Consider the following 24026-nt stretch of genomic DNA (forward strand, 5'->3'; position numbering starts at 1 on the left):
ACCTTTCATCAAGATCGGCGGTAGACTTAGCACGCTGTGACTGGTGAAGCCAAGGCTAGACAGGCCACAGCCGCTTTTGGCCAAGGCAGCGACATGCGGCGTGTCAGGTGTGGTGATCTTTAAAGAGAGTCGTCCCGGCAGCGAAATCGAGCGCGGAACTTTAAACGATCTCAGCCCTGATGACGGCTGTGATGACTCTTTGTCTTGCTGATTTTCGCCGCGTGATGCCGCACGGAGCTGGCCGCGCGGACGAAGACGGGCTTGCGCGCGACCCGCCTTCTCGCGGCGCGATGCGTCACGAGGCGGTAACGACGCGGGCCGGATGGGGCCTCAGCCACTTCAACGGTCGTGCTACGATAAGTGCCGGCGCGATTTCTCCGCACCCGATGATGACGCGTGGCGGCGCACGCCATCACGATGGGCGCTTCAGAGGCAGCGGGTATCGGCGCGACCCCTTCCATCTCAAAACCCTTATCCAGCAATGACGTCATGATGCGATTGCGCTGCAGATTGCTGCGCGCCCCCAGCACAACGCCGATAAGCTGCACCGCACCGCGCCGCGCTGACGCGACAAGATTATGTCCGGCGAGCGCCGTATATCCGGTTTTGAGACCGTCCGCCCCGACATAACCTTTGAGCATGGGATTATGATTAGGGATCACCCGCCCATGGAAAACAAAGCTTTTCGTCGAAAATAACAGGTAATAATCCGGAAAATCATGCATCAACCGTGCGCTGAGCAATGCGATATCATGGGCTGTCGTCACCTGCTCCGGATCGGGGAGACCGGAAGCATTCTGGAAGGTCGTGTCGCGCATCCCGAGGGCCCGGGCCTCACGCGTCATGATATTGGCGAAATAAACCTCATCTCCCCTGCCGAGGAGTTCCCCCAGAGCGGCGGCGGCATCATTGGCCGATTTTGTTACAAGCCCGAGCACGGCTTCCCGCACCGTCAGGCGCATACCGGGGCGCAGGCCGAGCTTGGATGGCTCCATCGATGCGGCGTGAACGGAAACCGGCACAAGTGTATTGAAGGAGATATGTCCGGCGTCCAGCGCTTTGAATGTCAGATATAATGTCATCAACTTGGTAAGGGATGCCGGGTAGCGCTGGAGGTTCGGGTCGCTCTCCAGAAGGACGAAACCAGTTTTTGCGTCGATGATGAAGCTGCTGACATGACCCGCATATTGCGCGCGCGCGAAATTGGGAAGGCAGAACGTCAGCGCGAACGCCAACGCTGAAAGCAGGCCATTAACTAAACTTCGACGCAAACGGGCCTCCCCGACTCAAACGCAAAATTCGCCCATGAATCTATCAGACGCTGATCTTTACGACAATGATTCGCGCAAGTTTCAACAGATCGCAATAATTTCGTAATATCTTGACGCGTTTATAACGCTAAGATGCGCCGTGGATTAACGTAAACATCATAATTTACGCGGCTGAACGCGACTCACTTTAAATATCAAAAAGATACATTATTTTTTTGCGATATCATGATGATGGTATGACGAAAAGGTGGGAATTAAGACTATGATTTTCGCCGTTAATGCGGTTTATTCATATAGTGAGGAGAGACAGGCAGCCTGATGGGACTTGAAGCGCATTTGAATGATGACGTCATCGCGATGCGGCGGGATGCGGTGTCGCCCGGCTCCGTCATTTCCGCTGCGCGGGAGGATCTCGGTTTTGCCGTGCAGTCACGCACGGCAACGCGGCGACCATCCATGTACAAAGTCCTGCTCCTTAACGATGATTATACGCCGATGGATTTTGTGGTGCATATTCTGGAAACCTTTTTTAACAAGTCCCAAGATGAGGCAACCAATATTATGCTCACAATCCACCGTCAGGGCATCGGCGTGGCAGGTATTTTCACATTTGAAGTCGCTGAAACGAAAGTAACGCAGGTGACGGAACTCGCCCGAAGTCACCAGCATCCCCTCCAATGCGCAGTGGAGAGAGCCTGACAACTTTGAAAATATCGTTAAAAAAATGAAGCCAGCCCGCTGAAAACTTTTTCTTTTTTTCTCGTTTGTTTAGTTATGGGTCGCGGGATGCATGTTGGACCGCCCCTTTTTAAAGGACCGAACCCGACCATTCGGACGAGGGGCGCGAGAGGAGCAGTCAATCATGTTATCTCGTATTCTTGAGCAGTCGCTGCACCGCGCGCTCACCTTTGCGGCTGAGCGCAAGCATGAATATGCGACGCTTGAGCACCTCCTCCTTGCCTTGACGGAAGATGAGGACGCGATTGCCGTCCTGTGTGCCTGCGGGATCAATATCGGCAAATTGCGCCAGGATCTGTCAGAATTTCTGGATAAGGACCTCGCCGGTCTCGTCTCGGAACAAACGAAGGAGCCGAAACCGACAGCGGCCTTCCAACGCGTCATCCAGCGTGCGGCCATCCATGTGCAGTCTACCGGTCGTGAGGAAGTCACCGGTGCCAATGTGCTCGTCGCGCTTTTTGCCGAGCGGGAGAGCCACGCTATTTATTTCCTCCAGATGCAAGATATGACGCGTCTCGACGCTGTCAATTTTCTGTCTCATGGCATCGCGAAAACACCGGCCCGTGCCGCGCGCACGGAGGATGCCGCTCCGATTTACGAGAATTCCGAAGCGGAGAAGGAAGAAAAAGCCGCTCGGTCGGGTAAGAGTGCTGAAGCCCTCAATACTTATTGTATGAACCTCAATGAACGCGCACGCGCGGGCAAAATCGACCCCTTGATAGGACGAGAACGTGAGGTCGACCGAACGATACAGATCTTATGTCGTCGCACGAAGAACAACCCCCTCCTCGTGGGTGATCCGGGCGTGGGCAAGACAGCCATTGCGGAGGGTCTAGCCAAGCGGATCGCGGAGCGCTCCGTGCCGGATGTCTTGAATAAGAGCACGATCTACGCATTGGATATGGGCGCCCTCCTGGCCGGAACGCGCTATCGTGGTGACTTTGAGGAACGACTCAAAGCCGTGATGACGGAACTGGCGCAGGATGAAAAGGTGATCCTCTTTATTGATGAGATCCACACGGTGATCGGTGCGGGATCAACCTCCGGCAGCGCCATGGACGCATCGAACCTTCTGAAACCGGCTTTGGTGGCGGGCAGTTTGCGTTGCATCGGGTCCACAACTTTCAAGGAATACCGCCAGTTTCTTGAAAAAGACCACGCTTTCAGTCGTCGCTTCCAAAAAATTGACGTGATGGAACCGAATATCGACGACACAATCAAGATATTACGAGGCCTGAAGCCACAATATGAGGACCATCACAAGGTCAAATATCTGGATGAGGCGATCCGCGCCGCGGTCGAATTATCCGCGCGCTACATCAATGACCGCAAACTACCCGATAAGGCGATTGACGTCATCGATGAGGCTGGTGCCTCCCGTATGTTATTGCCCGAGAATAAGCGTCGCAAAAATGTGACGCTCCGCGATATTGAGGACACGGTGGCTAAAATCGCGCGCATCCCGGCCAAGGCAGTTTCAGCGGATGATAAAGCGACATTGCGCACGCTCAGCCGTGACCTCAAAAGCATGGTCTACGCGCAGGACGACGCGATTGACGCCCTGGCCTCCGCCATCAAACTCGCCCGTGCCGGATTGCGCGATCATGGCAAGCCGATCGGTAATTACCTGTTCTCCGGCCCGACAGGCGTCGGTAAAACCGAAGTGGCACGTCAGCTCGCTTCTTTCCTCGGGATCAAGCTCCTGCGTTTCGACATGTCGGAATATATGGAGCGCCATTCTGTTTCCCGCCTGATCGGGGCCCCGCCCGGCTATGTCGGTTTCGACCAGGGCGGCCTGCTGACCGACAGCGTCAATCAATATCCGCATTGCGTCCTCCTGCTTGACGAAATTGAAAAAGCCCATCCGGACCTTTTCAATATCCTTCTCCAGGTCATGGATCACGGCACATTGACTGACCATTCAGGCAAGCTCGTGGATTTCCGCAATGTCATATTGATCATGACAACAAATGCCGGTGCAGCGGATTTGAGTAAGGAAGCGATCGGGTTTGGACGGGTGGAGCGTACCGGCGATGATGAGGAGGTGATTAAACGCCTCTTCTCCCCGGAATTCCGTAATCGCCTGGATGCGGTCATTGCCTTCCAGCCGCTCTCAACCGATGCGGTTGCGCGGGTGGTTGATAAATTTGTCTTCCAGCTTGAGGCGCAACTTGCGGATCGGGACGTCACGATTGAGTTCAGCCCGGCCGCACGTGACTGGCTCGCGCAACGCGGTTATGACCGGCTTTATGGTGCCCGCCCGCTGGCACGCCTGATTCAGGATCAGATCAAAAAACGCCTCGCTGAGGAGCTTCTGTTCGGCAAACTTAATCGCGGTGGACTTGTCAGCATCCATCTCAAAAATGACGCGCTCGCCTTCGAGTTCTCGTCGGAAAAACCGGACGAAGCCCGCCCTCCGGAGAAGAACCCGCCCCCATCCCGTTGCCGACGCGAGCGGGCGGGCGCCTGACGACGTCACAGTCAAAGCCAAAAAAGCGGGACAACCCGTTTCACCCTTTATTAATAAATACCAAGTGCTCATTTTGTCAAGATAAGTATCAAAAAATAATCCGGCACTAAAAACAGAATCCCCTCCCTCTTTTACCTCCAAAAATGCTATAGTGCCTCTTGCACCCTGGCGGCGCAAGCCGAAACCCGTCTGATAGGCTCACGTTGAGTTTGAAGCAATTATTTCGGAGGCACCCATGAAAAACGACAATTACAAACGAGAACAAAAAAATTGGTGATGTAAAGGTCGAGATCGGTCCTCAAGGACAGACGCATTACCTGGGTAACGGTAGCCAACCCGGGATGACGACTAAGCAGAGCACGCCTGTTGCGGATGATCAGAATACCCTCAAAGCCGGTCAGCGCGGCCCTGCCTTGATGCAGGACTTTCATTTCCGGGAAAAAATCTTCCATTTTGACCATGAGCGTATCCCGGAGCGTATCGTGCATGCGCGCGGATATGGAGCCCATGGGTATTTTGAGCTGGACACACCCTTAACGGATTACACGACGGCCAAAGTCCTGACCCGTAAGGGGCAACGCACGCCGGTCTTCGTCCGTTTTTCAACAGTGGCGCGCGAAAGGCTCCTTTGATCTGGCGCGTGACGTGCGTGGTTTTGCTGTCAAATTTTACACGGAGGAAGGCAATTGGGACATTGTCGGGAATAATATCCCGGTCTTCTTCATTCAGGATGCGATCCGCTTTTCGGACCTTATGCATTCCGTTAAGGAAGAGCCGGATCGCAGCTTTCCGCAGGCGCAATCCGCCCATGATAATTTCTGGGATTTCGCGTCTTTATCGCCTGAAACCGTGCACATGCTGATGTGGATCATGTCCGACCGGGCCATACCGCGCTCCTTCCGATTTATGGAGGGTTTCGGCGTCCATAGTTTCCGCCTCGTCGATGCGGATGGCAAATCCACTTACGTCAAATTTCACTGGAAACCAAAGTTTGGTCTTCAATCCGTCGTCTGGAATGAAGCCGTCAAGATCAATGGCGCGGACCCGGATTATCACCGGCGCGATCTGTGGGAAGCCATTACTTCCGGAAACTTCCCCGAATGGGAACTGGGCGTCCAGCTTTTTGACGATGATTTCGCGGATAAATTTGATTTTGACATCCTTGATGCGACCAAACTGATCCCTGAGGAACTGGTCCCCGTCAAAATCATCAGGCGCATTGTGCTTGACCGGGTCGTTGATAATTTCTTCGCGGAGACGGAGCAGGTCGCTTTCATGACGCATAATGCCGTGCCCGGCATCAGCTTCACGGATGACCCGCTCCTGCAAGGGCGTAACTTCTCCTATCTCGATACGCAGGTCAAACGTCTCGGAAGCACGAATTTCACGCATCTGCCCATTAACGCGCCCAAATGCCCCTTCCATACTTTGCAGCAGGACGGCCATATGGCGGTGCAAAACCCCAAGGGGCGCGTCAATTATGAGCCTAATTCCTGGGAAGAAGGGCCGGTTGAAAACCGGGATCGCGGTTACAAGCATTATCTCTCCGTCGTGGAAGACGTCAAAACCTTTGAGCGTGGTGAGCGCTTTGCCGATCACTATAGTCAGGCGCGACAGTTTTATGTCAGCCAGACCGCGACGGAACAGACCCACATCAAGGATGCGTTCGTTTTCGAACTGAGTAAGGTCGAACGTGAAGATATTCGCGCGCGGGTCGTGTCACAACTCATCAATGTCGATAAGACTCTCGCCGAAAATGTCGCCAAAGGTATAGGCCTGGAAACCCTGCCAGACGCCGCCCCGCCGGCGCGCACGCCAAAGATGGATCTCCCGGCTTCGGACAAATTGAGCATTCTCAAAAACGGCCCCACCTCCTTTAAAGGGCGCAGATCAGCTTCTCAATGAAGCGACAGTGCGTGACTTCGTTGCGGATGCCTGGGCACATGCGAAATTCATCGGATATTGCCATAATTGCGTCCCTTTACTGCGTAAGGGCGGGATTACGGAAAATGATGAGGATGAGGGGCTGATCCATCTCGAATCCGCTGGCGACATGCAGCAATTTATCGAGAAATGCCGCGCCCTTCGCTTCTGGTCGCGTGAGGTGAAAACACACACTATTTAAAGGCGAGCATCACAATTAAAAAGAGCCATACACGCGATGCGTGTGCGGCTTTATTGTATCAATTCTGAGGTCATCGCGCTAAGATACAGATAGAGAAAAATATCGAGGCCAACATCTAAAAAAAATGAAAATTTTTTTCCTCTTCACCTTGGAGAAATTATTAACTTTAATAAATATTAATTTATTAATTCATCCATGACAGAGATAACGACAGAATTCGCTAATGACGGTTATTTCGTCAGGAGCTTCATTCCGGCACAGACTACTGACGTTATTGTCGTCAGTTTCACCGGCGTGAGGGCGAATGAGCGTTATGATGGTACGTTTTTCGGTCAGCAGGTCGCCAAAGCGCTCAATATCCCTTTTATCGGTATCGTCGCACAGTCTGAAAGCTGGTATCTCGAAAACGGTATCAACGAGGCGATCGCCGAAGTTCGGAGATTGATCCACCAATCCGAGCATCGTCTCCGCATCATGTCAAAATCGTTGGATATGGCGTTTCGATGGGTGGTTACGCCGCCATAAAATATGCGCGCGCTTTCGAGTTCGACGCTGTCATCGCCCTCGCACCGATATACAGTATCGATTTTGAAGAAACTGGCAGGCATAATTTCTGTTCAGGCTTTTATCAGCCTTACATGAAGGGAATGGCGCCCAAAAATGACGAAGTCACGGCGCCTTGTTACATCCTTTATGACCCGCATAACATTGAAGATAAGATCGAGGCGGAGGTTATCTGCGACAATATCCACAATGCGAGATGCATGGCCGTGCCTTATGCAACCCATATGGTTGACTTCTCCCTCAAAGCGTCACGCAACTGCGCGGCAATGTTGGAGACCGTCCTCGCGAATGGCAACCTGACCCCGCTCATCCGCAAGATCCACAGCCGAAGCGCTCAGAACATCCTTCATATGTTGGTTGCCTGCCATGGAAAAAGCCCACCCTTCTCATCGAGGCTTTAAATAGTCGTCGCGCTTATGAAACCGGCGCCCGTGAGCGATTTCTCACTTTTTACAAGGAGCCAGGGCGAGCAGCGGTAAGGTTGGTTGATCTCGGCCACGTTGAAAAGGCTGTCACCTTGCTCAGAATGCTGCGCACGCCGGATATCGCGGTGCCGATATTTTCAAAGCTTCTCACCTGGACCGGCGAATTTTTAACTTATGACCCTGTCGAAAAGCTTTTTCATCAGACGGATCGGCACCGTGTGCGCCGCGGGGAGCTCATCGTAGTCATGAATGGAGCGCTCTACTCCCTGTCAGCCACCGGATTGACGCGCATTCCCTTCACCCTTCAGGCCATCGCGAAGCGATTTACACTTTTGTCTCCGGACAAAAAGTTTTTATCAACATTGGAAGATGGTCGGACGGCTTATGTTGAAGTGCCTGTCCATTGGGAAATTTTCACGCCCTTCAATTGAGTTCTTCGTCATTCCGAACGGAGCACCGAACTGAACCTTTTTGACTTTGACCCCGACCCGACCGGTCAATTCGCTTCCTGGAGCGTTTAAAAGCATCGGCACGCGTGACAGCATTATTCATGCGCTCTCCCGTATCACGTTTCGCAAAAGCCGTCGTGACGTGTGAACATTCATAGTGATCATCACGTTATCGTGTCGCGGCTCTTCCGCGCTCCAGTCAATATTGCACCTCACGATTGTGGCAGGCAACAATCGGCAAGGCGCATCGCCTTTTTGACGGAAGTGCTGGGGCTGACGATGCATCCATCAAGCGTGCCGACATCGCTGAGGTGGAGGATGAGGGAGTGAAGATTTGACAATATTCATTTTTACCTGACTTTTACGCCTGCTCTTTCTCGCAAGCCTCGCCTCTGGGTAGGGGCCATGTTCAGGACCGGTCAATGGCTTGTCCTGCGGGAATATCCATCAGCTTTGGAGGTTATTCTCATCACCAGTTGCTCCCTGCTCAATATCATCGGCTGCTTATGCGTGGGCAAACTTATGTTTGGGCATTGGTGACGCGCGCGGGCCATCGCGAACAAGGCAGAATTTGCCGAACAGGCCGCTTTACGCATGAACAATGCTGTCATGATACCCGAACCGGGCGAAAAAAACCCGGAAAGCCGGGTTTTTTAATGGTGCTGCTGGCGAGGATTGAACTCGCGGCCTCTCCCTTACCAAGGGAGTGCTCTACCACTGAGCTACAGCAGCCTGCCGCAGCTAACTAGCTTTTAAACGGGGATTCCGCAAGCCCTCGCCACGACGTACAAGGCGATTTTCAGTCATCGCGACGCACTTTCTCCATACGCTCATGACGTTCCTGCGCTTCAATGGAAAGAGTCGCGATCGGGCGCGCCTGTAGGCGTCTGAGGCCGATCGGTTCTCCTGTCTCCTCACAAAACCCATAAGTCCCGTTTTCAATACGTTGCAGGGCGAGATCGATTTTGACAATCAGCTTACGCGCGCGGTCACGGGTCCGTAATTCCAGCGCCCGATCTGTCTCGACGCTGGCGCGATCAGAAATATCCGGTTCCAAAATGCCGCCTTCCGACAGGCTGGCGAGGGTGAGGTTGGCTTCTTTCAACAGGTCCATGCGCCAACGAATCAATTTCTCCCGAAAAAATGAGACCTGCTGCGGGTTCATGAACTCTTCGTCTTCCGAAGGTTGGTAATCAGGCGGCAGCGTAATCATTGGCAAATGTTCCCGTGAAGACGACCAGATTCTCTCATAACAGGCTCTCCTCTTCCTGACGTTTCATGCCTGAACGATTGTCGGGAGCTGCCGTTGCGACCGGTTTATAAGTCCCCTCCCGGCAAACGCCAAGCCCTTCCACGGGAAAAGCCGGTTTTTTGAGGCCAAGCTTGAAGTTCGGAGAGTTCAAGCCGGGTTGAAATTTTCGTGAGCCGGGTCAGATCAAGTCCGAAACTCAAATTGATCAAGATACCAAGATGGAGGCTCTTTTCTGACGAGGGCATACCATTCCCGCATGAGGGGGTGGGCAAGCACGGCGTCGCGATAAGAGCCACCAGCCGCCGTCGAGACGGGCACCTGATACGTCGCGAAGCGCGACATGACCGGCGCGAACATGGCATCCGCAATGCCGAAGGTCGTACCAAACAAATAGGCCTCGCCCTTCCCGAAACGCGCCCGCGTTGCCGTCAGTAAGGTCTCGATATCAGCGAGATCTCGGGCGACATCCGGGTCAGGTATGTCAGCGCGGGGGAAGAGACGCGCCCGCAATTCATCGGCCAGGCGCGTCTGAGAGGCCCGAAACCCGTATGCATCTGCGCAGCGAGGCTCAGCGCCCGCCCATGAGCTTCGTGCGATTGCGGCCATAATTGCGCGTTAAAACCCGCGCAGAACTGGCAGATCGCCAGGCTCTCCCAGATTTCCGACCCATGATATCGCAGGTAGGGGACGCATCGATTGGGACTGCGTTGATGGATTTCCACCGTCTGCCTGCCCCCTTTGAGGGGTATGACCTCCTCACGCACATCAAGTCCGGCAAGTCGCACGGCGAGCCACGCCCGTAACGACCATGAGGAATAGCGCCGTGTCCCCAGCAGAAGGAGGTCGGACGCGTCAGTCATGAAATGCCTGGATGAAGCCGCCCCCCCAAACATGGGACTGACGATAAAACACGCAGGCCTGACCCGGGGCGGGCATCGCCGCCTCTTGCAGTTCGACGCGGGCTGAAGCGCCCTCTTCCGCAAAAATGCGGGCTTCACGGGTTTTTTCCCGGGCGCGGAGCTGGACTGTGCAGGCAAGCCCCTCCGGCGGCGGATTGACTAGCCAATTCACATCCTGCAGGCGGAAGCTGCGCCGCCCGGCTAAAGCGCGCGGCCCCACAATGATGCGCCGATGCGCGGCGTCAATGCGCGTCACCATCTGCCGCGTTCCATCCTTTGTATGGACGTCACCGAGCTTTTTACTCTGCCCCACAGTATAGCGCGCAATACCATCATGCTGGCCGAGGACCTTTCCGGCCTCATCCGTGATGTTACCGGGGCCTTTGACCTCAGGCCTCAGCGCTTCCACCATTTTGGCGTAGGAGCCATCCGTGACAAAACAAATGTCCTGACTATCCGCCTTATCGGCGATTTTCAGCCCGAATGACTCAGCTTTCTGACGCACTTCCGCCTTCGAGGCATAGGCACCCAGCGGAAATCTCAGATAATCGAGCTGATCCCGCGTCGTTGCGAACAGGAACCATGACTGGTCACGCGTTTCATCAACAGGGCGATGCAATTCCGGCCCGGCCGCGCCTTCAACGCGCCGCACATAATGGCCCGTCGCCATCGCGTCACAGCCCAGATCCCGCGCGAGGGTCAGGAGATCCGTGAATTTAACGCCCTGATTACAGGCAACGCACGGCACGGGCGTCTCGCCACGCGCATAACTGGCTGCAAAATCATTGATCACACTGTCACGGAAGCGATCTTCCGCATTAATGACGTAATGGGGGAAATCCAGATGATCTGCCACAGCGCGCGCATCCATAATATCGCGCCCAGCACAGCAGGCCCCCTTGCGGCTGACCTGACCGTGATCATAAAGCTGCAAAGTGGCCCCGATCACCTCATGGCCCTCAGCCTTGAGGAGTGCCGCCACAACGGAGCTATCCACCCCGCCCGACATTGCGACCATCACACGCATGAAAACGTCACTCTCAAATCAGGCCGTTTTCGGCAGATGCACGACCAGCCCGTCAAGCGCTTCCGTGATGACGATCTGACAGCCAAGGCGGGAGGTTTTCTGAAGTCCGAAAGCGAGGTCGAGCATATCCTCCTCATCCTCCGTCGGTGTCGCCAGGCGGTCAGCCCAGGCCGGGTCGACGACGACATGACATGTTGCGCAGGCGAGAGAGCCTTCACACGCCCCCTCCAGGTCAATATCATGCTTATGCGCGATTTCGAGAACGGAGAGGCCGATGGGCGCTTCAACCTCACTTCTTGTGCCGTCCTGCGCGACGAAAACCATACGTGGCATATTCAACATTCCATTTCTTTAACTCAGGTCGCCCGCAACGCCCTGTCACAAACATCCAGCGCCCGCGAAATATCGGATGACGAGGTAAAACGTCCGACGGAGAGACGCAAGCTTCGTCTCGCATCCGCTTCAGAAAGCCCCATCGCGCGTAAGACATAAGATGGCGCCACATCACCGGACATGCATGCGGAAGCGCTTGAATAAGCTAATTCCGGCGTTAATACCATTAAACCCTGTGCTTCGGGGCCATTTTTGAGGCAGATATTCAAAGCACCGGGTAACCTCGCAGCATCCTGGCCATTTATAACGCTTCGCGGCCAGAGCGCCTGTAAGCCTTTGAAAAGCGCATCACGCAGCGCCGCCAGTTGCGGCGCTTCCGTGGCTATATGGGTCAGGCAAAGGGCGCAAGCAAGCCCAAACCCTGCAATAAGCGCCACGGGAAGCGTGCCGGACCTCAGGCCACGCTCCTGCCCGCCGCCGGAGAATAAGGGGGCGAGGCGGATGCGCGGCCGCCTCTGCACATAAAGCGCACCAACGCCTTGCGGGCCATAAATCTTGTGGCTTGATACTGAGGCGAGATCGACATCCTTACAGGTAAAAGGCGCTTTCCCGATCACCTGGCTGGCATCGCAATGAAAGAGCGCCCCCTTTCCGCACGCGAGGGCGCTCAATACCGGTATGTCATTCATGACGCCGGTCTCGTTATTTGCCCCCATAATGGAGACGAGCAGGGTCGGCACGGCCAACGCCTCCGCCAACGCGTCAGGCGAAACAACCCCGTTAGATAAGACGGGCAGAATAACCGGCTCAAACCCTTCCTGTTCCAGGTCACGCACAGCTTCGAGGACACATTTATGCTCCGTCGCAGCCGTGATGATCCGGCGCCGTGGATCACCCTGTTTTTTCAAAAATCGTGCAGCTCCCTTAATCGCCAGATTATTGGACTCCGTCCCGCCTGACGTAAAAATCACCTCCTGCGGCGACGCACCTATCAACCGAGCGACGGAAGCGCGCGCCGCCTCGATTTTCAGCGCGGCAGCGCGGCCAGGCGCGTGATGCGCACTGTGAGGATTGCCACGAATGTCGGAAAAACATCTCTGCATCTCCGCAATGACTTCCAGATCACAAGGCGTTGAAGCGAGGTAATCCAGATAGATCACGCCGTGACACCCTTTTTGCGGGTCGAGGCCATTTGCCGGTAGGCCGTGCAGAAGTGCGCGACATCCTCTTTTGTGACATCCCAGGGCAGGGAAACGCGGATGGCGTGGTCGGCAATGTGCCCCAGCCCCATGGCTTCAAGCACGTGTGAGCGCGTCACTTTGCCGGAGGAACATGCGGAGCCGGTTGAGACGCAGTACCCCGCCAGATCAAGGGCGATTAGCTGCGCTTGCCCGCTCATTTCCGGCAGGATCAGACAGGTGGCGTTGGCCAGACGGGCGGAGGTCTCCCTTCCAACCACAAGCGCGCCACAGGATTGCGCCACGCGCTCAATCTCATCGCGCCATGCGGCGATCTGTGACCAGTCCTGCTCCTGCCCGACGCGCATCGCCGCCGCCATACTGGCAATACCCGGCAATGCGGGCGTCCCGCCGCGCCGCCCTCTCTCCTGCCCACCCCCGGGCATCATCGCTTTAACCGGCATGTCGCCACTCAGTAAAAGCGCACCGGCTCCCTTAAGGCCACCCGCCTTATGGCCCGATATCGCAACACTGGTCAGGCCGCGCATCGTCATGACGTGTCGCGCGGCATATTGCACGGCATCGACATGCAGGTAAGCACCATATATCTGGCAAAGCGCGGCAATTTCCGGAAGCTGGTTGATGACGCCGGTTTCATTATTGGCGGCCATGACGCAGACAAGGGCAGGCCCACCTTTACGCAACATGGTTTCGAGGTCTTCCAGTGAAACCTCACCTGACGGCATCACGGGGATGACGCTGGCGGCTCTCGCCGCCTTCCGTACCGAATCGTGCTCTGTCGCGGTCATCAGGATACGGCGATCATGGGAGAAGGCATGGAGGGCCAGCGCATTGGCCTCCGTACCACCGGAAGTGAAAATGACCTGATCCTCAATAATGTCGAAGCTTTCCGCGAGTAACGTCCGTGCGCGCTCAAGCAGGCGGCGCGCTTCACGACCGGCCTTATGGATGGAGGCGGGATTACCGATGAATGTCGCCGCTTCCAGCATGGCCTCGCGCGCCTGCGGGCGCGGCTTCTCCGTCGCATTGGCGTCGAAATACAAGTTCATCCTAACCCCCGTGATTTCCTGACGTCGCGCATGATTCCGCCATGTATCGGATAAACGATTTTAAAATGACGTGACGATTTAAGTAGAATTTTGCCTTGAAGCCCTGGTATACACGCCGACGAGAAAAAGCGCCACGCTTAAAAATGTACCTGATTCCATAAGCCGAGACCCGCATTGGCCCGGGCCTGTTGTCGTAATCTGGAAGGAGAATGCTCGGGAGCATGCCTAATCTTCAATCGTCAACCGCACCCCATTCCCCGGATCGCTGCCCGGCACGCACGTCCCTCTCCTTTTCTGTTCTGAAGCCGCGGCGCGCCGTTAGGAATATGACGCAGCGCGCCCCTCTGTCACTCAAATTAACGGAAGCACCTTAATGCCTGAAGTCATGTTTACCGGGCCTGACGGCCGACTGGAAGGTCGATATCACCATTCTGAAGAAGCGGACGCGCCTCTGGCTCTCGTACTTCATCCCCATCCGCATCATGGCGGCACGATGAATAACCGCATCACTTATTCCATGTATCGCAGTTTCGAGAAAATGGGGTTCTCGGTCATGCGCTATAATTCACGCGGCGTAGGGCGCTCTCAGGGGCGTTATGATGGTGGGATTGGCGAGATTTCCGACGCGGCCGCGGCTTTGGACTGGATGCAGTCGATCAACCCGAATTCTTCCGAATTATGGATCGCCGGCTATTCTTTCGGCGCGTTTATCGGGATGCAGCTCCTCATGCGTCGGCCGGAGATCAGCGGCTGGACCAGTGTTGCACCGCCCGCCAATGATTATGATTTCGGGTTCCTCGCCCCCTGCCCCTGTGGCGGCCTCATGATTGCAGGCGGTAAAGACGACATGGCGCCCGAGCCCGGTATCAGAAAGCTTGTCGAGAAGCTGAACACGCAAAAAAATGTCGATGTCGATTACCGCGTTTTTGAAAATGCGAACCATATTTTCGCCAATGAAGCGGATCTCGTCTCGGAAGCGCTGGAGGAACACGTCTCCGCACGTCGTGCAGAGCGCCCACTTGCCCTGACCATGGACTGAAGGCAAATCAGGCGGGGGGGGGGGAGCGCGCCATCAAACGGGCGCTTTTTTATGGGGCTGAGAAGCGTATGAAAGGCGCCCGAATCGACCCCGCGCGGAGGCCCCATGGAAAATACGACCTATAAAAGCCCTTTCCTGCAAGAAGCTCAGGCGCGCGGATATATTTATCAATCGACCCACCCTGAAGCGCTTGATCAGGCTTTTCTTGAAGGGCCGGTCAGCGCCTATATCGGGTTTGATCCCACGGCGGACTCCCTGCATGTCGGCCATGCGCTCTGCCTGATGGTTCTCCGCCTGATGCAGCGCCACGGTCATCGGCCCATTGCCCTTGTGGGCGACGGAACCGCCCAGATCGGTGACCCGTCTTTCCGGGAAGAAGCGCGGTCCCTCATGACGGCGGAGACCATCGCGCAAAATAGTGAGGGCGTGGCGCGCAGTCTGCGGCAATTTCTTGATTTCGACGGCGCGGAGTCATCCGCCCTTATGCTCCATAATGCGGCCTGGCTAAACCGCCTGACCTATCTTGACCTCCTGCGCGATGTAGGCGTGCATTTTTCAGTCAATCGAATGCTTTCTTTCGACAGTGTTCGCCAAAGACTAGAGCGGGAACAGGGCCTGACATTTCTTGAATTCAATTACTCCATATTACAATCCTACGATTTTCGCGCCCTCAACCGTGCCGAAGGCGTAACGCTGCAGATTGGCGGTTCCGATCAATGGGGCCATATCGTTGCCGGTGTCGAGCTGGTGCGGCGCACGGAGAGCAAACAGGTCTTCGGCCTGACATTGCCGCTTATCACCACCGCCTCCGGCGCGAAAATGGGGAAGTCCGCGCAAGGGGCGCGATGGGTTCTGGCGGAAAAGCTGCCCATTTTTGAATATTGGCAGTTCTGGCGCAATACGGAAGATGCCGATGTCGGGCGCTTTCTCAAAATGTTCACCGATCTGCCCGTGGCGGAATGTGAGCGTCTCGGCGCCCTCGAAGGCACGGAAATCAATGACGCGAAGAAAATCCTCGCGACGGAGGCGACCACCATCTGTCACGGCCACGCCTCGGCGGAGGAAGCCGCGCAAACCGCGATGGCGACTTTTGAACAAGGCCGCCTTTCCACCTCCCTTCCGACAATATCTCTCGCACGCCATGTGCTTGAGGAGGGTCTGCCCGCATATCGGATTTTTGTTGAAACCGGTCTCGTCAAATCCGGCGGAGAAGCACGCCGCCTTATCCGTGGCGGCGGGGCAAGACTGAATGATGTTGTGGTCTCGGATGAAAATCAGACTGTCACGCTGAACGATCTTTCAGAGGGTGTATTGCGCGTGTCTTCAGGGAAAAAACATCACGTCATCATCAAACCGGAATGATGAAGCGCTACATCTAACTTGTCGACGCGGTGAGAAGCTGGACGCTTCGCGCCACACTGTCACTTTCCACATAGAGATGACGCGCGCGCGCCAGCCCCGCAGCACCGTAGGCGCGGCGAATGTCGCGGTCATCGACGAGACTGTTCAAAGCCCGGGCCAGCTCATCGACCTGACCGACCGGGACGATTAAACCCGTTTCCTGGTCAAGAATTTGCTCACGCGCGCCGCGTATATTTGTCGCCACTACGGGGAGGCCGGTCAGCATGGCTTCCACAATCGCCATGGGCAGGCCCTCAAAATGGCTGGGCAGCGTAAAAATATCCGAAGCCGCCATAATGGCGGGAACATCGTCGCGATAACCCAGCATGTGCAGGCGCGTGCCGAGTTTTTCCTTCCCGCGCTGGAATTCAGCCGTCATCATATCGCCGTGATCTGACGGCAGGGGGGCGCCGACGATCCAGAGATGCGCATTTGGAACGTCCTCCATCGCGCGGAGAAGCTCAGGATATCCCTTGTGGCGCACCAGACGAGACACGGCCAGGATCACGACCGTGTCATCATCAACACCCAACTCGTCACGAATGGCCTGACGTGCCGCCGGGTCAGGCCGGAAGCGCTGCGGGTCACGCCCATTGAGGTTGGCGACCGGGTGACGGTTGATGCGCCATCGCCGCGCATCGTGCGCCTCTTCCTCCGAGACCGTCATGAAAATATCGGTCCATTGCCCCCCCACCCACTCCAGCGAGAAGGAGAGAAGCTTACGCCAGACAGGACCGGGCTGATTGAAGAGGAAACCGTGACACGTGTAGGCGATACACGGTACGCGGCAATAGAGCGCTGCGACCCGCGCGATGAAACCGCTGATCGGCATATGCGCGTGCACCACATCCGGCCTTATCTCCCTTATCAACCGGATGAGAGCTTTCAGCGCCCGCCATTGTGCGAAAGGAGAAAGGGAGCGCACCATCGGCACGGCAACGACTTTAAAACCCGCTTTGCGCACGGCGGCGAGATGCGGCCCTTCCGCACAGGCGCCCGTCACCTCGCAGCCAGCATCCCGCAGGCCTTCCATGATGGGAAGGATGAATTGCCGCATCGCGAAATCGATATTCGCCACTTCCAGAATCCGCAACCGGCCGCCCGGCCCGGTATGTCGACGAAACAACCTCACAGCCTCTCCAGCGTCCATTGCACCACGCGATGACGCCCATCTCCCAATCGATAGAATGGGAGTTCATCGGGGCGGTCAAAGGGATCATTCGCGGTCAGCACGATCTGATTCGTCTTCTGGTAAAATCCATTCCTGAAATAAACGCTTTCTTCAAGGCTGAGTGTCGCGCCTCGCTGGGTGAACTGCCATATCATGCCATCACACTCAAGCTCACAGGAGTTCCCCTCCGTGAAATCTGAAATCCGAATGTCGGGCGCGAGGTGAAAGCGATAAACAAGGTCCCGATCCGCATCCGCTTTCACGCTCTCCTCTCCCTTCAGAGCACGACCGTCATCAGAAAGGGACAGGCGTCTCTCCCAACTATAAGTGCCTGTGCCGGACGTGACCTCCATTTTCAGTTCAAGCACGAGACTGGCATCATTCTCCACAAAGTCGGTCAAGATACGGCGTTCTATGGATGTCGGACCTGCCTGTCCGTCCCCTGCGAACGGGAGGAGATTTTCCGTCACGAGGCTGTTATGCGCCAATGGATGGCGCAACGCCCCTTGCCAGGAAGGCAACCGAGAACTGCCGCAATTGACCAACAGGCGCTGGCGGCCATAGGACATCTCAAAGACAAAGGACGCATTATGTGCCGTCTGGTCAAACTCCGCTTCCGGCGGCGCGCCGCCATCCTCATGGCGCATGGCGCGCAAAACAGGGCAAAGACGCGTCAGGGACGTCATGATGATGTCAGAGACGGGCTGCTGTGCCATGCGCAGAATGGCGCTCATTTCCGTCAATTCCCGAACAACCTGAAATTGCGTGTCAGGACTGCGCTGCCGCACAGTCTCATCCGGGTAGATCTGATGCAATATTGTTGTTTCAAGGCGGCGCAGGGCGCGCTCACGCAGATATTTAAATCCGGGGAGGAAAAACGCGACGACCATCAGGCCCCGCGTAACGACAAGCGATTGCCAGCGCCACTCAAGTTCCGGTGGTGCGATGGCGAGGAGGCGATCGACAAGAATGAGATGCCGCATGAGTTTGCGACGGAAACGCTCATCCGCCGTACGCGCGTAAAATTCGAAATGTCCAATCATGGCGCAGAGGTGCGCGGCGGTCAGGACAGGGTTATCCTGCGGAAGCGGTTGCCGGATCCAGCCCGCAATGCTGGAACGCACGAGGAGACGCACCTCCTCCGTGCCCAGAGCGACGAGGTCACGCAGCCAGACAGCCAGAGGAACTTGCCGATTTCCTCCTGTACCAGTTGCGGCAGGCTCTGACGCTCAACATTATTGAGGAGAAAAGGGTATTCGCGCCCTTCAACGTAAATCAAGCCGGCCAGAAGTTTCGCCGCGCGGTCAGCGTTGCCTGTCCAGATATCGCGTAAAACGGCAGAGGGTTCTGACGGCGCTCTCTTGAGGCCGGACAGGGCATGTTGCAGCCTGACTAACGCAGGTTTAATCGCCCATCCTCCTCATCTCCGCACCACCCCGATTTTAGAATCCTGCCACGCCGGTGCCGGGGCGCCTTCGCAGCGTGTCAGGGTTGTAGGCTGCGCATCCCGGCATCACGCAGATCGCTGATCGCCTTGCGATAATCCGGCTGGCCATAAACCGCCGTGCCCGCGACCAACATGTCAGCTCCTGCTTTTACAACACGCGGAGCGGTCGTCGGATCAATTCCGCCATCAACACCGATGCGGATATCACGACTCGTGGCATCCGCCATCGTGCGGAGAATCTCAATTTTGCCGATTTGATCTTCGATGAATTTCTGTCCGCCAAACCCCGGATTGACGGTCATAACGAGGATGAGATCCAATTCTCCCATGAGGTAGGTCAGTGCCTCGGGCGGCGTGCCCGGGCAGATGACGATGCCCGGGACGGCGCCTGATTTACGAATGGTCTGCAAGCTTCGATGCACATGCGGGTTGCCTTCACAATGGACATAAATGTGATTGGCGCCCGCCTGGGCAAAGCTTTCAATATAAGGGTCCGCCGGGGCGATCATGAGATGGACGTCAAGCGGCTTATCCGTCTGGCGACGCAGGGCCGCGACCATACTGGGGCCGAAGGTCATATTCGGCACGAAATGCCCATCCATGACATCGACATGAATCCAGTCCGCGCCATCCCGGTCAATCGCGGTGACCTCCTCCCCCAATCTCATAAAGTCAGCGGAGAGAATGGAAGGGGCAATAAGAGGTATCTTACGTTGCGGCATCTAACAAACCTGACCTAAATATTTTCCCACCAGGGGCGCCGTGACTTCTCATATTGAGGCGACGCGCGCAATCCCGGCTCAGAAAGCGACGGTTATTCCCGATGAGATGATGGAAGAACAATCCCGACATTTCAGAGCGCGACAATTTTATATACGCTTCAACCGCGCCACGAAAAACCCGTCGAGCCCGCCTTCCTCCGGCCACATCCCCGGATGCGTCCGGAAAAATCCCGCCTCCGTCAGGGCGAAGGACATGGCACCCAATTCCGCCTCGGTAAAAGGCTCCAATGACCATCCGCGCGCGCAGGCAGCGTGCACACGGTCAGGCCCTTCCTCATCCTGGAGAGAACACACGGCGTAGATCATCGTGCCGCCCGGAGGTAACATCTCATGCGCCGCATCAATCATCCTGTCCTGCCGCTGCGTGAGGGAGAGAATGTCACGCGGACGCTTGACCCAGAGAACATCAGGATGACGACGAAATGTCCCGGTGGCGGAACACGGCGCATCAAGCAACACCATATCGGCCTTATCTTTCGGCCGCCATGTCATGGCATCCGCCTGAACGCAGGTGACTTCAAGGTCCAAACGCTTCATATTTTCCTTGAGGAAGCGCATAGGCGTCGCATCACGCTCCACAGCGGTTACATGCGCACCCTGGCTGGCAAGCTGCGCTGTCTTACCCCCGGACGCTGCACAGAGATCAATCACATTTTTGCCCGCAACCGCGCCCATTAAAAGCACGGGCATGGCGGCAGCCGCATCCTGCACCCAGAAGTGCCCTTCCTCAAACCCGTCAAGGAGGGTGACGCGCGTTCCCGCAGAGTAACGCGCCGATCCATTCGGTAACAGGCGCGGCGCGATGCGGGGCGGCTCCTCCCGTGTAAGGTCCTCTTTTCCGCCGCTTATCTCAATGGCCATGTCGCGCCCTGCTGGCAGCGCATTGGGGGGCGCGATATCGGGCTTCAGACGAATATCGAGAGGCGCTTCCTGATAAAGGCCGGAGGCAATGGCGCGCGCCCGATTCCCCCAGGCGCTCCACAGCCATGGCGGAATGTCGAGGCGCTCGTGATCCAGTCCCGCTTCAAGTTCCGCGCCCTCTCTTGCAACGCGACGCAGGACCGCATTGGCCAGCCCCGCGAAAGGCGTCAGGCGTCGACGGCGCAGCAAAGCAACGATGGTGTTGACGACGGCGTGAGGCGGCGTCTCCAGATAACGGAGCTGCGCCGCCCCCATGAGAAGCGCGCAAAGCACGGGTACAGGCAGCTCTTTTTTAAGCAAAGGACGCAGAAGCTCGGACATGCTGCCATAATGTCGCAATACCGTCGCGGCGAGGCGGTGGGCGCTGGCGCGATCCCGCCCTGCTTTAACTCTGCTCCGATCCATCGTCGTTTCCAACATGCGTCGATGCTCGAAGATGCCAGTCAGTATATCGAAGGCAAGGTCGCGGTCGGGTCGGAACGGGATATAAGAGACTTGTCTTGACGCATGCTTTGCCTATCGCATATCACGCACCGCGAGGTCACCCCTGACGCGTGATCGAAGGTGCGCGCATGACCCTGGTTCAAAAAAGGAGTTGCCGCGATGACGGGCCTCGATATCACTGAAACGCTCCACGCTCTCCGAGAAAGGATGCGGGCCGCCTGTGCGCGCGCCGCCCGGCCGGAGGGCGCTACCAGGCTTGTTGCGGTCAGTAAATTTCATCCGCAGGACGCGGTGATGGCAGCACTGAAGGCAGGGCAATATACGTTCGGGGAAAACCGCGTGCAGGAGGCCAAGGCGAAATTCCCCCCGCTGTGGTCGCGCTTCCCGGAGCTGCAACTCCATATCATTGGCACGCTCCAGACGAATAAAGCACGGGATGCCTGCCGCATGGCCGATGTCATTGAAACGCTTGACCGCCCTGCCCTTGCCGATGCCATCGCCCGCGCGGCGGATCAGGCGGGTCGCCTCCCGCGATTACTCGTGCAGGTCAATACGGGAGATGAGCCGCAAAAATCCGGGATAAGTCGTGATGCGGCGGATGCGTTTATCGAATCGTGTCGTCAGCGCTTTGGCGCGCAGCTTGTCGGGGTGATGGGTATCCCGCCTGAGAAAGATGACCCGACACCGCATTTCACTTATCTCGCTTCCCTCGCCGCGCGTCACGATCTGCCGGAAGTCTCGATGGGCATGTCAAATGACTTCGAAACGGCGATCCATTGCGGGGCGACGCTTATTCGTGTGGGGACAGCAATTTTCGGGCAGCGTGCGTCCCAACCTGCCCGCCACCTGACACCGGATTTGTGATGCAACCCGGTTTGGACCCCAGACTTTGATGTTCATGCTGTCTGGTTGTCAGCTTGACTGAGATCACTGTATCAGAAGAGAATCGCATGTTCCGCATGATGGGTCCCGAGGGATCGCAGTCGGAATACTGCCCTTTCATTTTAGGCCGATTTGCATGACCTCAACGCATGACCGCTCTCAACATGGCCATAAGGGCCATCATGAAGGGGGGCATCATCTGGCCGAAACCCATCCTCATGAGGTAACAGCCGGGCTTATTCGGGAATTCGGGCGGGATAGCGGGCATAAATCCGCCCCGGTCGGTGTCGCCGGCCTGCTGAGCGTGCTCGGCGTCGTTTTCGGTGATATCGGCACGAGCCCCCTCTACGCATTTCAGACCTCTGTCGAGATTATTGGCGGTGGCCAGCGCCCGATTCACACCTGGGAAATTATGGGGCTTGAGAGCCTGACCTTCTGGGCATTGATGATCGTCGTTACCCTCAAATACGTTCTGCTGATCATGCGGGCAGACCATAATGGTGAAGGGGGCATTGTCGCGCTGATGTCCCTCGCCCAGCGCGTCTGCCATACGCCGCAATATCGATGGTTCCTGGGTGTGGTTGGCATCGCGGGCGCGTGCCTCTTTTTCGGCGATGGGATCATCACGCCGGCCATCTCGGTGCTTTCAGCCATTGAGGGGATCGAGGTTTCCATACCGTCAGCCGCCCATGTCGTCGTGCCCGTCGCCATCATTATCCTCATCGCTCTTTTCAGCGCACAGGCCCTCGGAACGGGGAAAATCGGCCGCGCCTTCGGGCCGATCATGCTGATATGGTTCATCGTCATCGGCACGTTGGGCGCGATCTCAATTGCGCAGAACCCGCATATTCTTCTGTTACTCTCGCCCTATTACGCCGCGCAATTTGTCGTCTATCACCGGTTTCTCTCCTTCATCGCACTCGGGTCCGTTGTGCTTTCTGTCACCGGGGCGGAGGCGCTTTACGCGGATATGGGGCATTTTGGCCGACAGCCCATTCGATATGCCTGGTGCGTCCTGGTATTGCCGTGCCTTGCGCTGAATTATCTCGGCCAGGGCGCTTTGCTGATCCGTTCTCCCGATGCATTGCAAAACCCTTTTTTCCATTTGGCACCGCATTGGGCGCAGATCCCCATTCTGATCCTGGCGACCTTCGCCACCGTCATCGCCAGTCAGGCGGGTATTTCCGGCGGGTTCTCCCTCTTCCGACAACTCATGCTGTTAGGTTACCTGCCGCGAATGCGCGTCAAGCATACCAACCCTTATGAGGAGGCGCAGATCTACCTGCCCTTCTTCAACTGGCTGCTCGCGATTGGTGCGGTGATGCTGGTGCTGGCTTTCAGGTCATCCTCCGCATTGGCAGCAGCTTACGGTATCGCCGTTACCGGCACGTTCGTCTGCACGACGTTGCTGGCGCTTGTCGTGTTTCATCGTGTGTTTAAATGGAGCAAATGGCTCACCGCGCTTGTTTTCGGATTTTTCTTCCTCAGCGATGCCTCATTCTTCACCTCAAACGTGCTGAAAATCCCGGAAGGCGGGTGGGTGCCGCTGGCGATCGGCCTGTGCGCGACCATTATGATGACGACATGGCAGCGGGGGCGGAACCTCGTCCGGCAGCGTCAGCGGGCGGATAACCTCCCCATGGCCACGTTTCTCGCGCGGCTTCCCCATTCACGCACGCCGCGTGTGCCCGGCACGGCGGTCTTTCTGACGGCGGACCCGAATATCGTGCCCAACTGCCTGCTGCATAATCTGCGCCATAATAAGGTGCTGCATCAGAATATCTTCTTCGTCACGGTGCAGAACCTCAACCAGCCAGAGGCGGAGCGGGGACACCGCGCCACAGTGCGGGAGCTGGCACCGCATATTCACCGCGTCATTGTACGATACGGGTTTATGGAGCTGCCCAATGTCACCCGCGCGCTGGAGGATCTCCGCAGTGCCGGAATTGAGTTTGACCCCATCCAAGCATCTTATTTCGTCTCACGCGAAATCGTCGTGCGCTCTTCCCTGCCCAAACTCCCCATCTGGCGTATGTGGCTTTTCCTCTTCCTCGCGCGTAATGCGGTTTCAGTGACGGAATTCTTCCGCATCCCGCCGGATCGTGTGGTTGAATTCGGGGTGAGAGTCTCGATTTAAG

General features: G+C 56.5%; 21 protein-coding genes, 1 tRNA gene and 2 pseudogenes. 10 read left to right on the top strand and 14 right to left on the bottom strand.

The window, feature by feature from the left end; genetic code table 11:
* Positions 1-170 precede the first annotated feature (170 nt).
* Positions 171-1247 (bottom strand): D-alanyl-D-alanine carboxypeptidase family protein, encoded by a 1077-nt coding sequence (locus AAYR33_06495; protein ID XAO72418.1) that lies wholly within the window; start codon positions 1245-1247, stop codon positions 171-173.
* 360 nt (positions 1248-1607) lie between these two features.
* Here AAYR33_06495 and clpS point away from each other — a divergent pair, with 360 nt between their 5' ends.
* From clpS to AAYR33_06525, 6 genes and pseudogenes are all read left to right on the top strand, one after another.
* Positions 1608-1970, top strand: a complete 363-nt coding sequence (gene clpS / locus AAYR33_06500; GenBank protein XAO70715.1) for an ATP-dependent Clp protease adapter ClpS — start codon at positions 1608-1610, stop codon at positions 1968-1970.
* A gap of 163 nt (positions 1971-2133) precedes the next feature.
* Entirely contained in the window at positions 2134-4479 is a 2346-nt protein-coding gene (clpA, locus tag AAYR33_06505; protein ID XAO70716.1) for an ATP-dependent Clp protease ATP-binding subunit ClpA, read from the top strand.
* Positions 4480-4769: 290 nt separating this feature from the next.
* Positions 4770-6604 (top strand): annotated as a pseudogene (locus AAYR33_06510) (catalase).
* A gap of 195 nt (positions 6605-6799) precedes the next feature.
* A complete protein-coding gene (locus tag AAYR33_06515) occupies positions 6800-7129 on the top strand; it encodes a hypothetical protein (GenBank protein ID XAO70717.1) in 330 nt (109 codons plus the stop codon).
* Positions 7108-7569: a hypothetical protein gene (locus AAYR33_06520; GenBank protein ID XAO70718.1), complete on the top strand. Its 462-nt coding sequence runs from the start codon at positions 7108-7110 to the stop codon at positions 7567-7569. Before AAYR33_06515 ends, AAYR33_06520 begins: the two co-directional genes overlap by 22 nt.
* 80 nt (positions 7570-7649) lie before the next feature.
* Entirely contained in the window at positions 7650-8024 is a 375-nt protein-coding gene (locus AAYR33_06525; GenBank protein XAO70719.1) for a hypothetical protein, read from the top strand.
* 230 nt (positions 8025-8254) lie between these two features.
* Here the strand turns inward: AAYR33_06525 and AAYR33_06530 are convergent, their stop codons facing one another.
* The 9 genes from AAYR33_06530 to AAYR33_06570 form a co-directional block, all read right to left on the bottom strand.
* A complete protein-coding gene (locus tag AAYR33_06530; protein XAO70720.1) occupies positions 8255-8383 on the bottom strand; it encodes a hypothetical protein in 129 nt (42 codons plus the stop codon).
* Between the two features lie 316 nt (positions 8384-8699).
* Positions 8700-8774, bottom strand: a tRNA-Thr gene (locus tag AAYR33_06535).
* Positions 8775-8841: 67 nt separating this feature from the next.
* Positions 8842-9255, bottom strand: coding sequence for an RNA polymerase-binding protein DksA (gene dksA / locus AAYR33_06540; GenBank protein ID XAO70721.1), 414 nt, complete (start codon positions 9253-9255; stop codon positions 8842-8844).
* Positions 9256-9477: 222 nt separating this feature from the next.
* The gene (locus AAYR33_06545) at positions 9478-9804 is read right to left on the bottom strand and encodes a glutathione S-transferase C-terminal domain-containing protein (protein ID XAO70722.1); all 327 of its coding nucleotides are present in this window, start codon (positions 9802-9804) and stop codon (positions 9478-9480) included.
* Positions 9723-10154, bottom strand: a complete 432-nt coding sequence (locus AAYR33_06550; protein XAO70723.1) for a glutathione S-transferase N-terminal domain-containing protein — start codon at positions 10152-10154, stop codon at positions 9723-9725. Before AAYR33_06550 ends, AAYR33_06545 begins: the two co-directional genes overlap by 82 nt.
* Positions 10147-11220 carry a tRNA 2-thiouridine(34) synthase MnmA gene (gene mnmA, locus AAYR33_06555; protein XAO70724.1) on the bottom strand — a complete coding sequence of 358 codons (1074 nt, stop codon included), beginning with the start codon at positions 11218-11220 and terminating at the stop codon, positions 10147-10149. Before mnmA ends, AAYR33_06550 begins: the two co-directional genes overlap by 8 nt.
* 18 nt (positions 11221-11238) lie before the next feature.
* Positions 11239-11553 carry a ferredoxin family 2Fe-2S iron-sulfur cluster binding protein gene (locus tag AAYR33_06560; protein XAO70725.1) on the bottom strand — a complete coding sequence of 105 codons (315 nt, stop codon included), beginning with the start codon at positions 11551-11553 and terminating at the stop codon, positions 11239-11241.
* A gap of 23 nt (positions 11554-11576) precedes the next feature.
* Entirely contained in the window at positions 11577-12713 is a 1137-nt protein-coding gene (locus AAYR33_06565) for a cysteine desulfurase family protein (GenBank protein XAO70726.1), read from the bottom strand.
* Positions 12710-13801, bottom strand: coding sequence for an aminotransferase class V-fold PLP-dependent enzyme (locus AAYR33_06570; GenBank protein XAO70727.1), 1092 nt, complete (start codon positions 13799-13801; stop codon positions 12710-12712). The genes AAYR33_06565 and AAYR33_06570 overlap by 4 nt, the downstream gene beginning before the upstream one ends.
* 373 nt (positions 13802-14174) lie before the next feature.
* Here AAYR33_06570 and AAYR33_06575 point away from each other — a divergent pair, with 373 nt between their 5' ends.
* A complete protein-coding gene (locus AAYR33_06575; protein ID XAO70728.1) occupies positions 14175-14840 on the top strand; it encodes an alpha/beta hydrolase in 666 nt (221 codons plus the stop codon).
* Between the two features lie 105 nt (positions 14841-14945).
* On the top strand, positions 14946-16202 hold the full coding sequence (gene tyrS, locus AAYR33_06580; GenBank protein XAO70729.1) for a tyrosine--tRNA ligase: 1257 nt from the start codon (positions 14946-14948) through the stop codon (positions 16200-16202).
* A 13-nt stretch (positions 16203-16215) separates the two neighbouring features.
* Here tyrS and AAYR33_06585 read toward each other — a convergent pair whose 3' ends face one another.
* The 4 genes and pseudogenes from AAYR33_06585 to AAYR33_06600 all read right to left on the bottom strand — a co-directional run bounded on the left by AAYR33_06585 (position 16216) and on the right by AAYR33_06600 (position 21082).
* Positions 16216-17334: a glycosyltransferase family 4 protein gene (locus AAYR33_06585; GenBank protein XAO72419.1), complete on the bottom strand. Its 1119-nt coding sequence runs from the start codon at positions 17332-17334 to the stop codon at positions 16216-16218.
* Positions 17335-17369: 35 nt separating this feature from the next.
* Positions 17370-18536, bottom strand: a complete 1167-nt coding sequence (locus AAYR33_06590) for a heparinase II/III family protein (protein ID XAO70730.1) — start codon at positions 18534-18536, stop codon at positions 17370-17372.
* 361 nt (positions 18537-18897) lie between these two features.
* Positions 18898-19581: a ribulose-phosphate 3-epimerase gene (gene rpe / locus AAYR33_06595; protein ID XAO70731.1), complete on the bottom strand. Its 684-nt coding sequence runs from the start codon at positions 19579-19581 to the stop codon at positions 18898-18900.
* Positions 19582-19728: 147 nt separating this feature from the next.
* Positions 19729-21082 (bottom strand): annotated as a pseudogene (locus AAYR33_06600) (RsmB/NOP family class I SAM-dependent RNA methyltransferase).
* 83 nt (positions 21083-21165) lie between these two features.
* On the opposite strand from AAYR33_06600, the gene AAYR33_06605 reads away from it, so the two are divergent.
* Both AAYR33_06605 and AAYR33_06610 read left to right on the top strand, forming a co-directional pair.
* Entirely contained in the window at positions 21166-21870 is a 705-nt protein-coding gene (locus AAYR33_06605; protein ID XAO70732.1) for a YggS family pyridoxal phosphate-dependent enzyme, read from the top strand.
* Between the two features lie 154 nt (positions 21871-22024).
* Positions 22025-24025 (top strand): potassium transporter Kup, encoded by a 2001-nt coding sequence (locus tag AAYR33_06610; GenBank protein XAO70733.1) that lies wholly within the window; start codon positions 22025-22027, stop codon positions 24023-24025.
* Position 24026: the final 1 nt, after the last annotated feature.

This window comes from Acetobacteraceae bacterium, assembly GCA_039613835.1.
Taxonomy (GTDB): Bacteria; Pseudomonadota; Alphaproteobacteria; order Acetobacterales; family Acetobacteraceae; genus Sorlinia.

Excerpts from the sequence above, each read along its gene's own strand:
- clpA (XAO70716.1), top strand. The coding sequence starts at position 2,134 with ATGTTATCTCGTATTCTTGAGCAGTCGCTGCACCGCGCGCTCACCTTT.
- AAYR33_06515 (XAO70717.1), top strand. The coding sequence starts at position 6,800 with ATGACAGAGATAACGACAGAATTCGCTAATGACGGTTATTTCGTCAGG.
- AAYR33_06520 (XAO70718.1), top strand. The coding sequence starts at position 7,108 with ATGGGTGGTTACGCCGCCATAAAATATGCGCGCGCTTTCGAGTTCGAC.
- dksA (XAO70721.1), bottom strand. The coding sequence starts at position 9,255 with ATGATTACGCTGCCGCCTGATTACCAACCTTCGGAAGACGAAGAGTTC.
- AAYR33_06550 (XAO70723.1), bottom strand. The coding sequence starts at position 10,154 with ATGACTGACGCGTCCGACCTCCTTCTGCTGGGGACACGGCGCTATTCC.
- mnmA (XAO70724.1), bottom strand. The coding sequence starts at position 11,220 with ATGCGTGTGATGGTCGCAATGTCGGGCGGGGTGGATAGCTCCGTTGTG.
- AAYR33_06560 (XAO70725.1), bottom strand. The coding sequence starts at position 11,553 with ATGCCACGTATGGTTTTCGTCGCGCAGGACGGCACAAGAAGTGAGGTT.
- AAYR33_06570 (XAO70727.1), bottom strand. The coding sequence starts at position 13,801 with ATGAACTTGTATTTCGACGCCAATGCGACGGAGAAGCCGCGCCCGCAG.
- AAYR33_06575 (XAO70728.1), top strand. The coding sequence starts at position 14,175 with ATGCCTGAAGTCATGTTTACCGGGCCTGACGGCCGACTGGAAGGTCGA.
- tyrS (XAO70729.1), top strand. The coding sequence starts at position 14,946 with ATGGAAAATACGACCTATAAAAGCCCTTTCCTGCAAGAAGCTCAGGCG.
- rpe (XAO70731.1), bottom strand. The coding sequence starts at position 19,581 with ATGCCGCAACGTAAGATACCTCTTATTGCCCCTTCCATTCTCTCCGCT.
- AAYR33_06605 (XAO70732.1), top strand. The coding sequence starts at position 21,166 with ATGACGGGCCTCGATATCACTGAAACGCTCCACGCTCTCCGAGAAAGG.
- AAYR33_06610 (XAO70733.1), top strand. The coding sequence starts at position 22,025 with ATGACCTCAACGCATGACCGCTCTCAACATGGCCATAAGGGCCATCAT.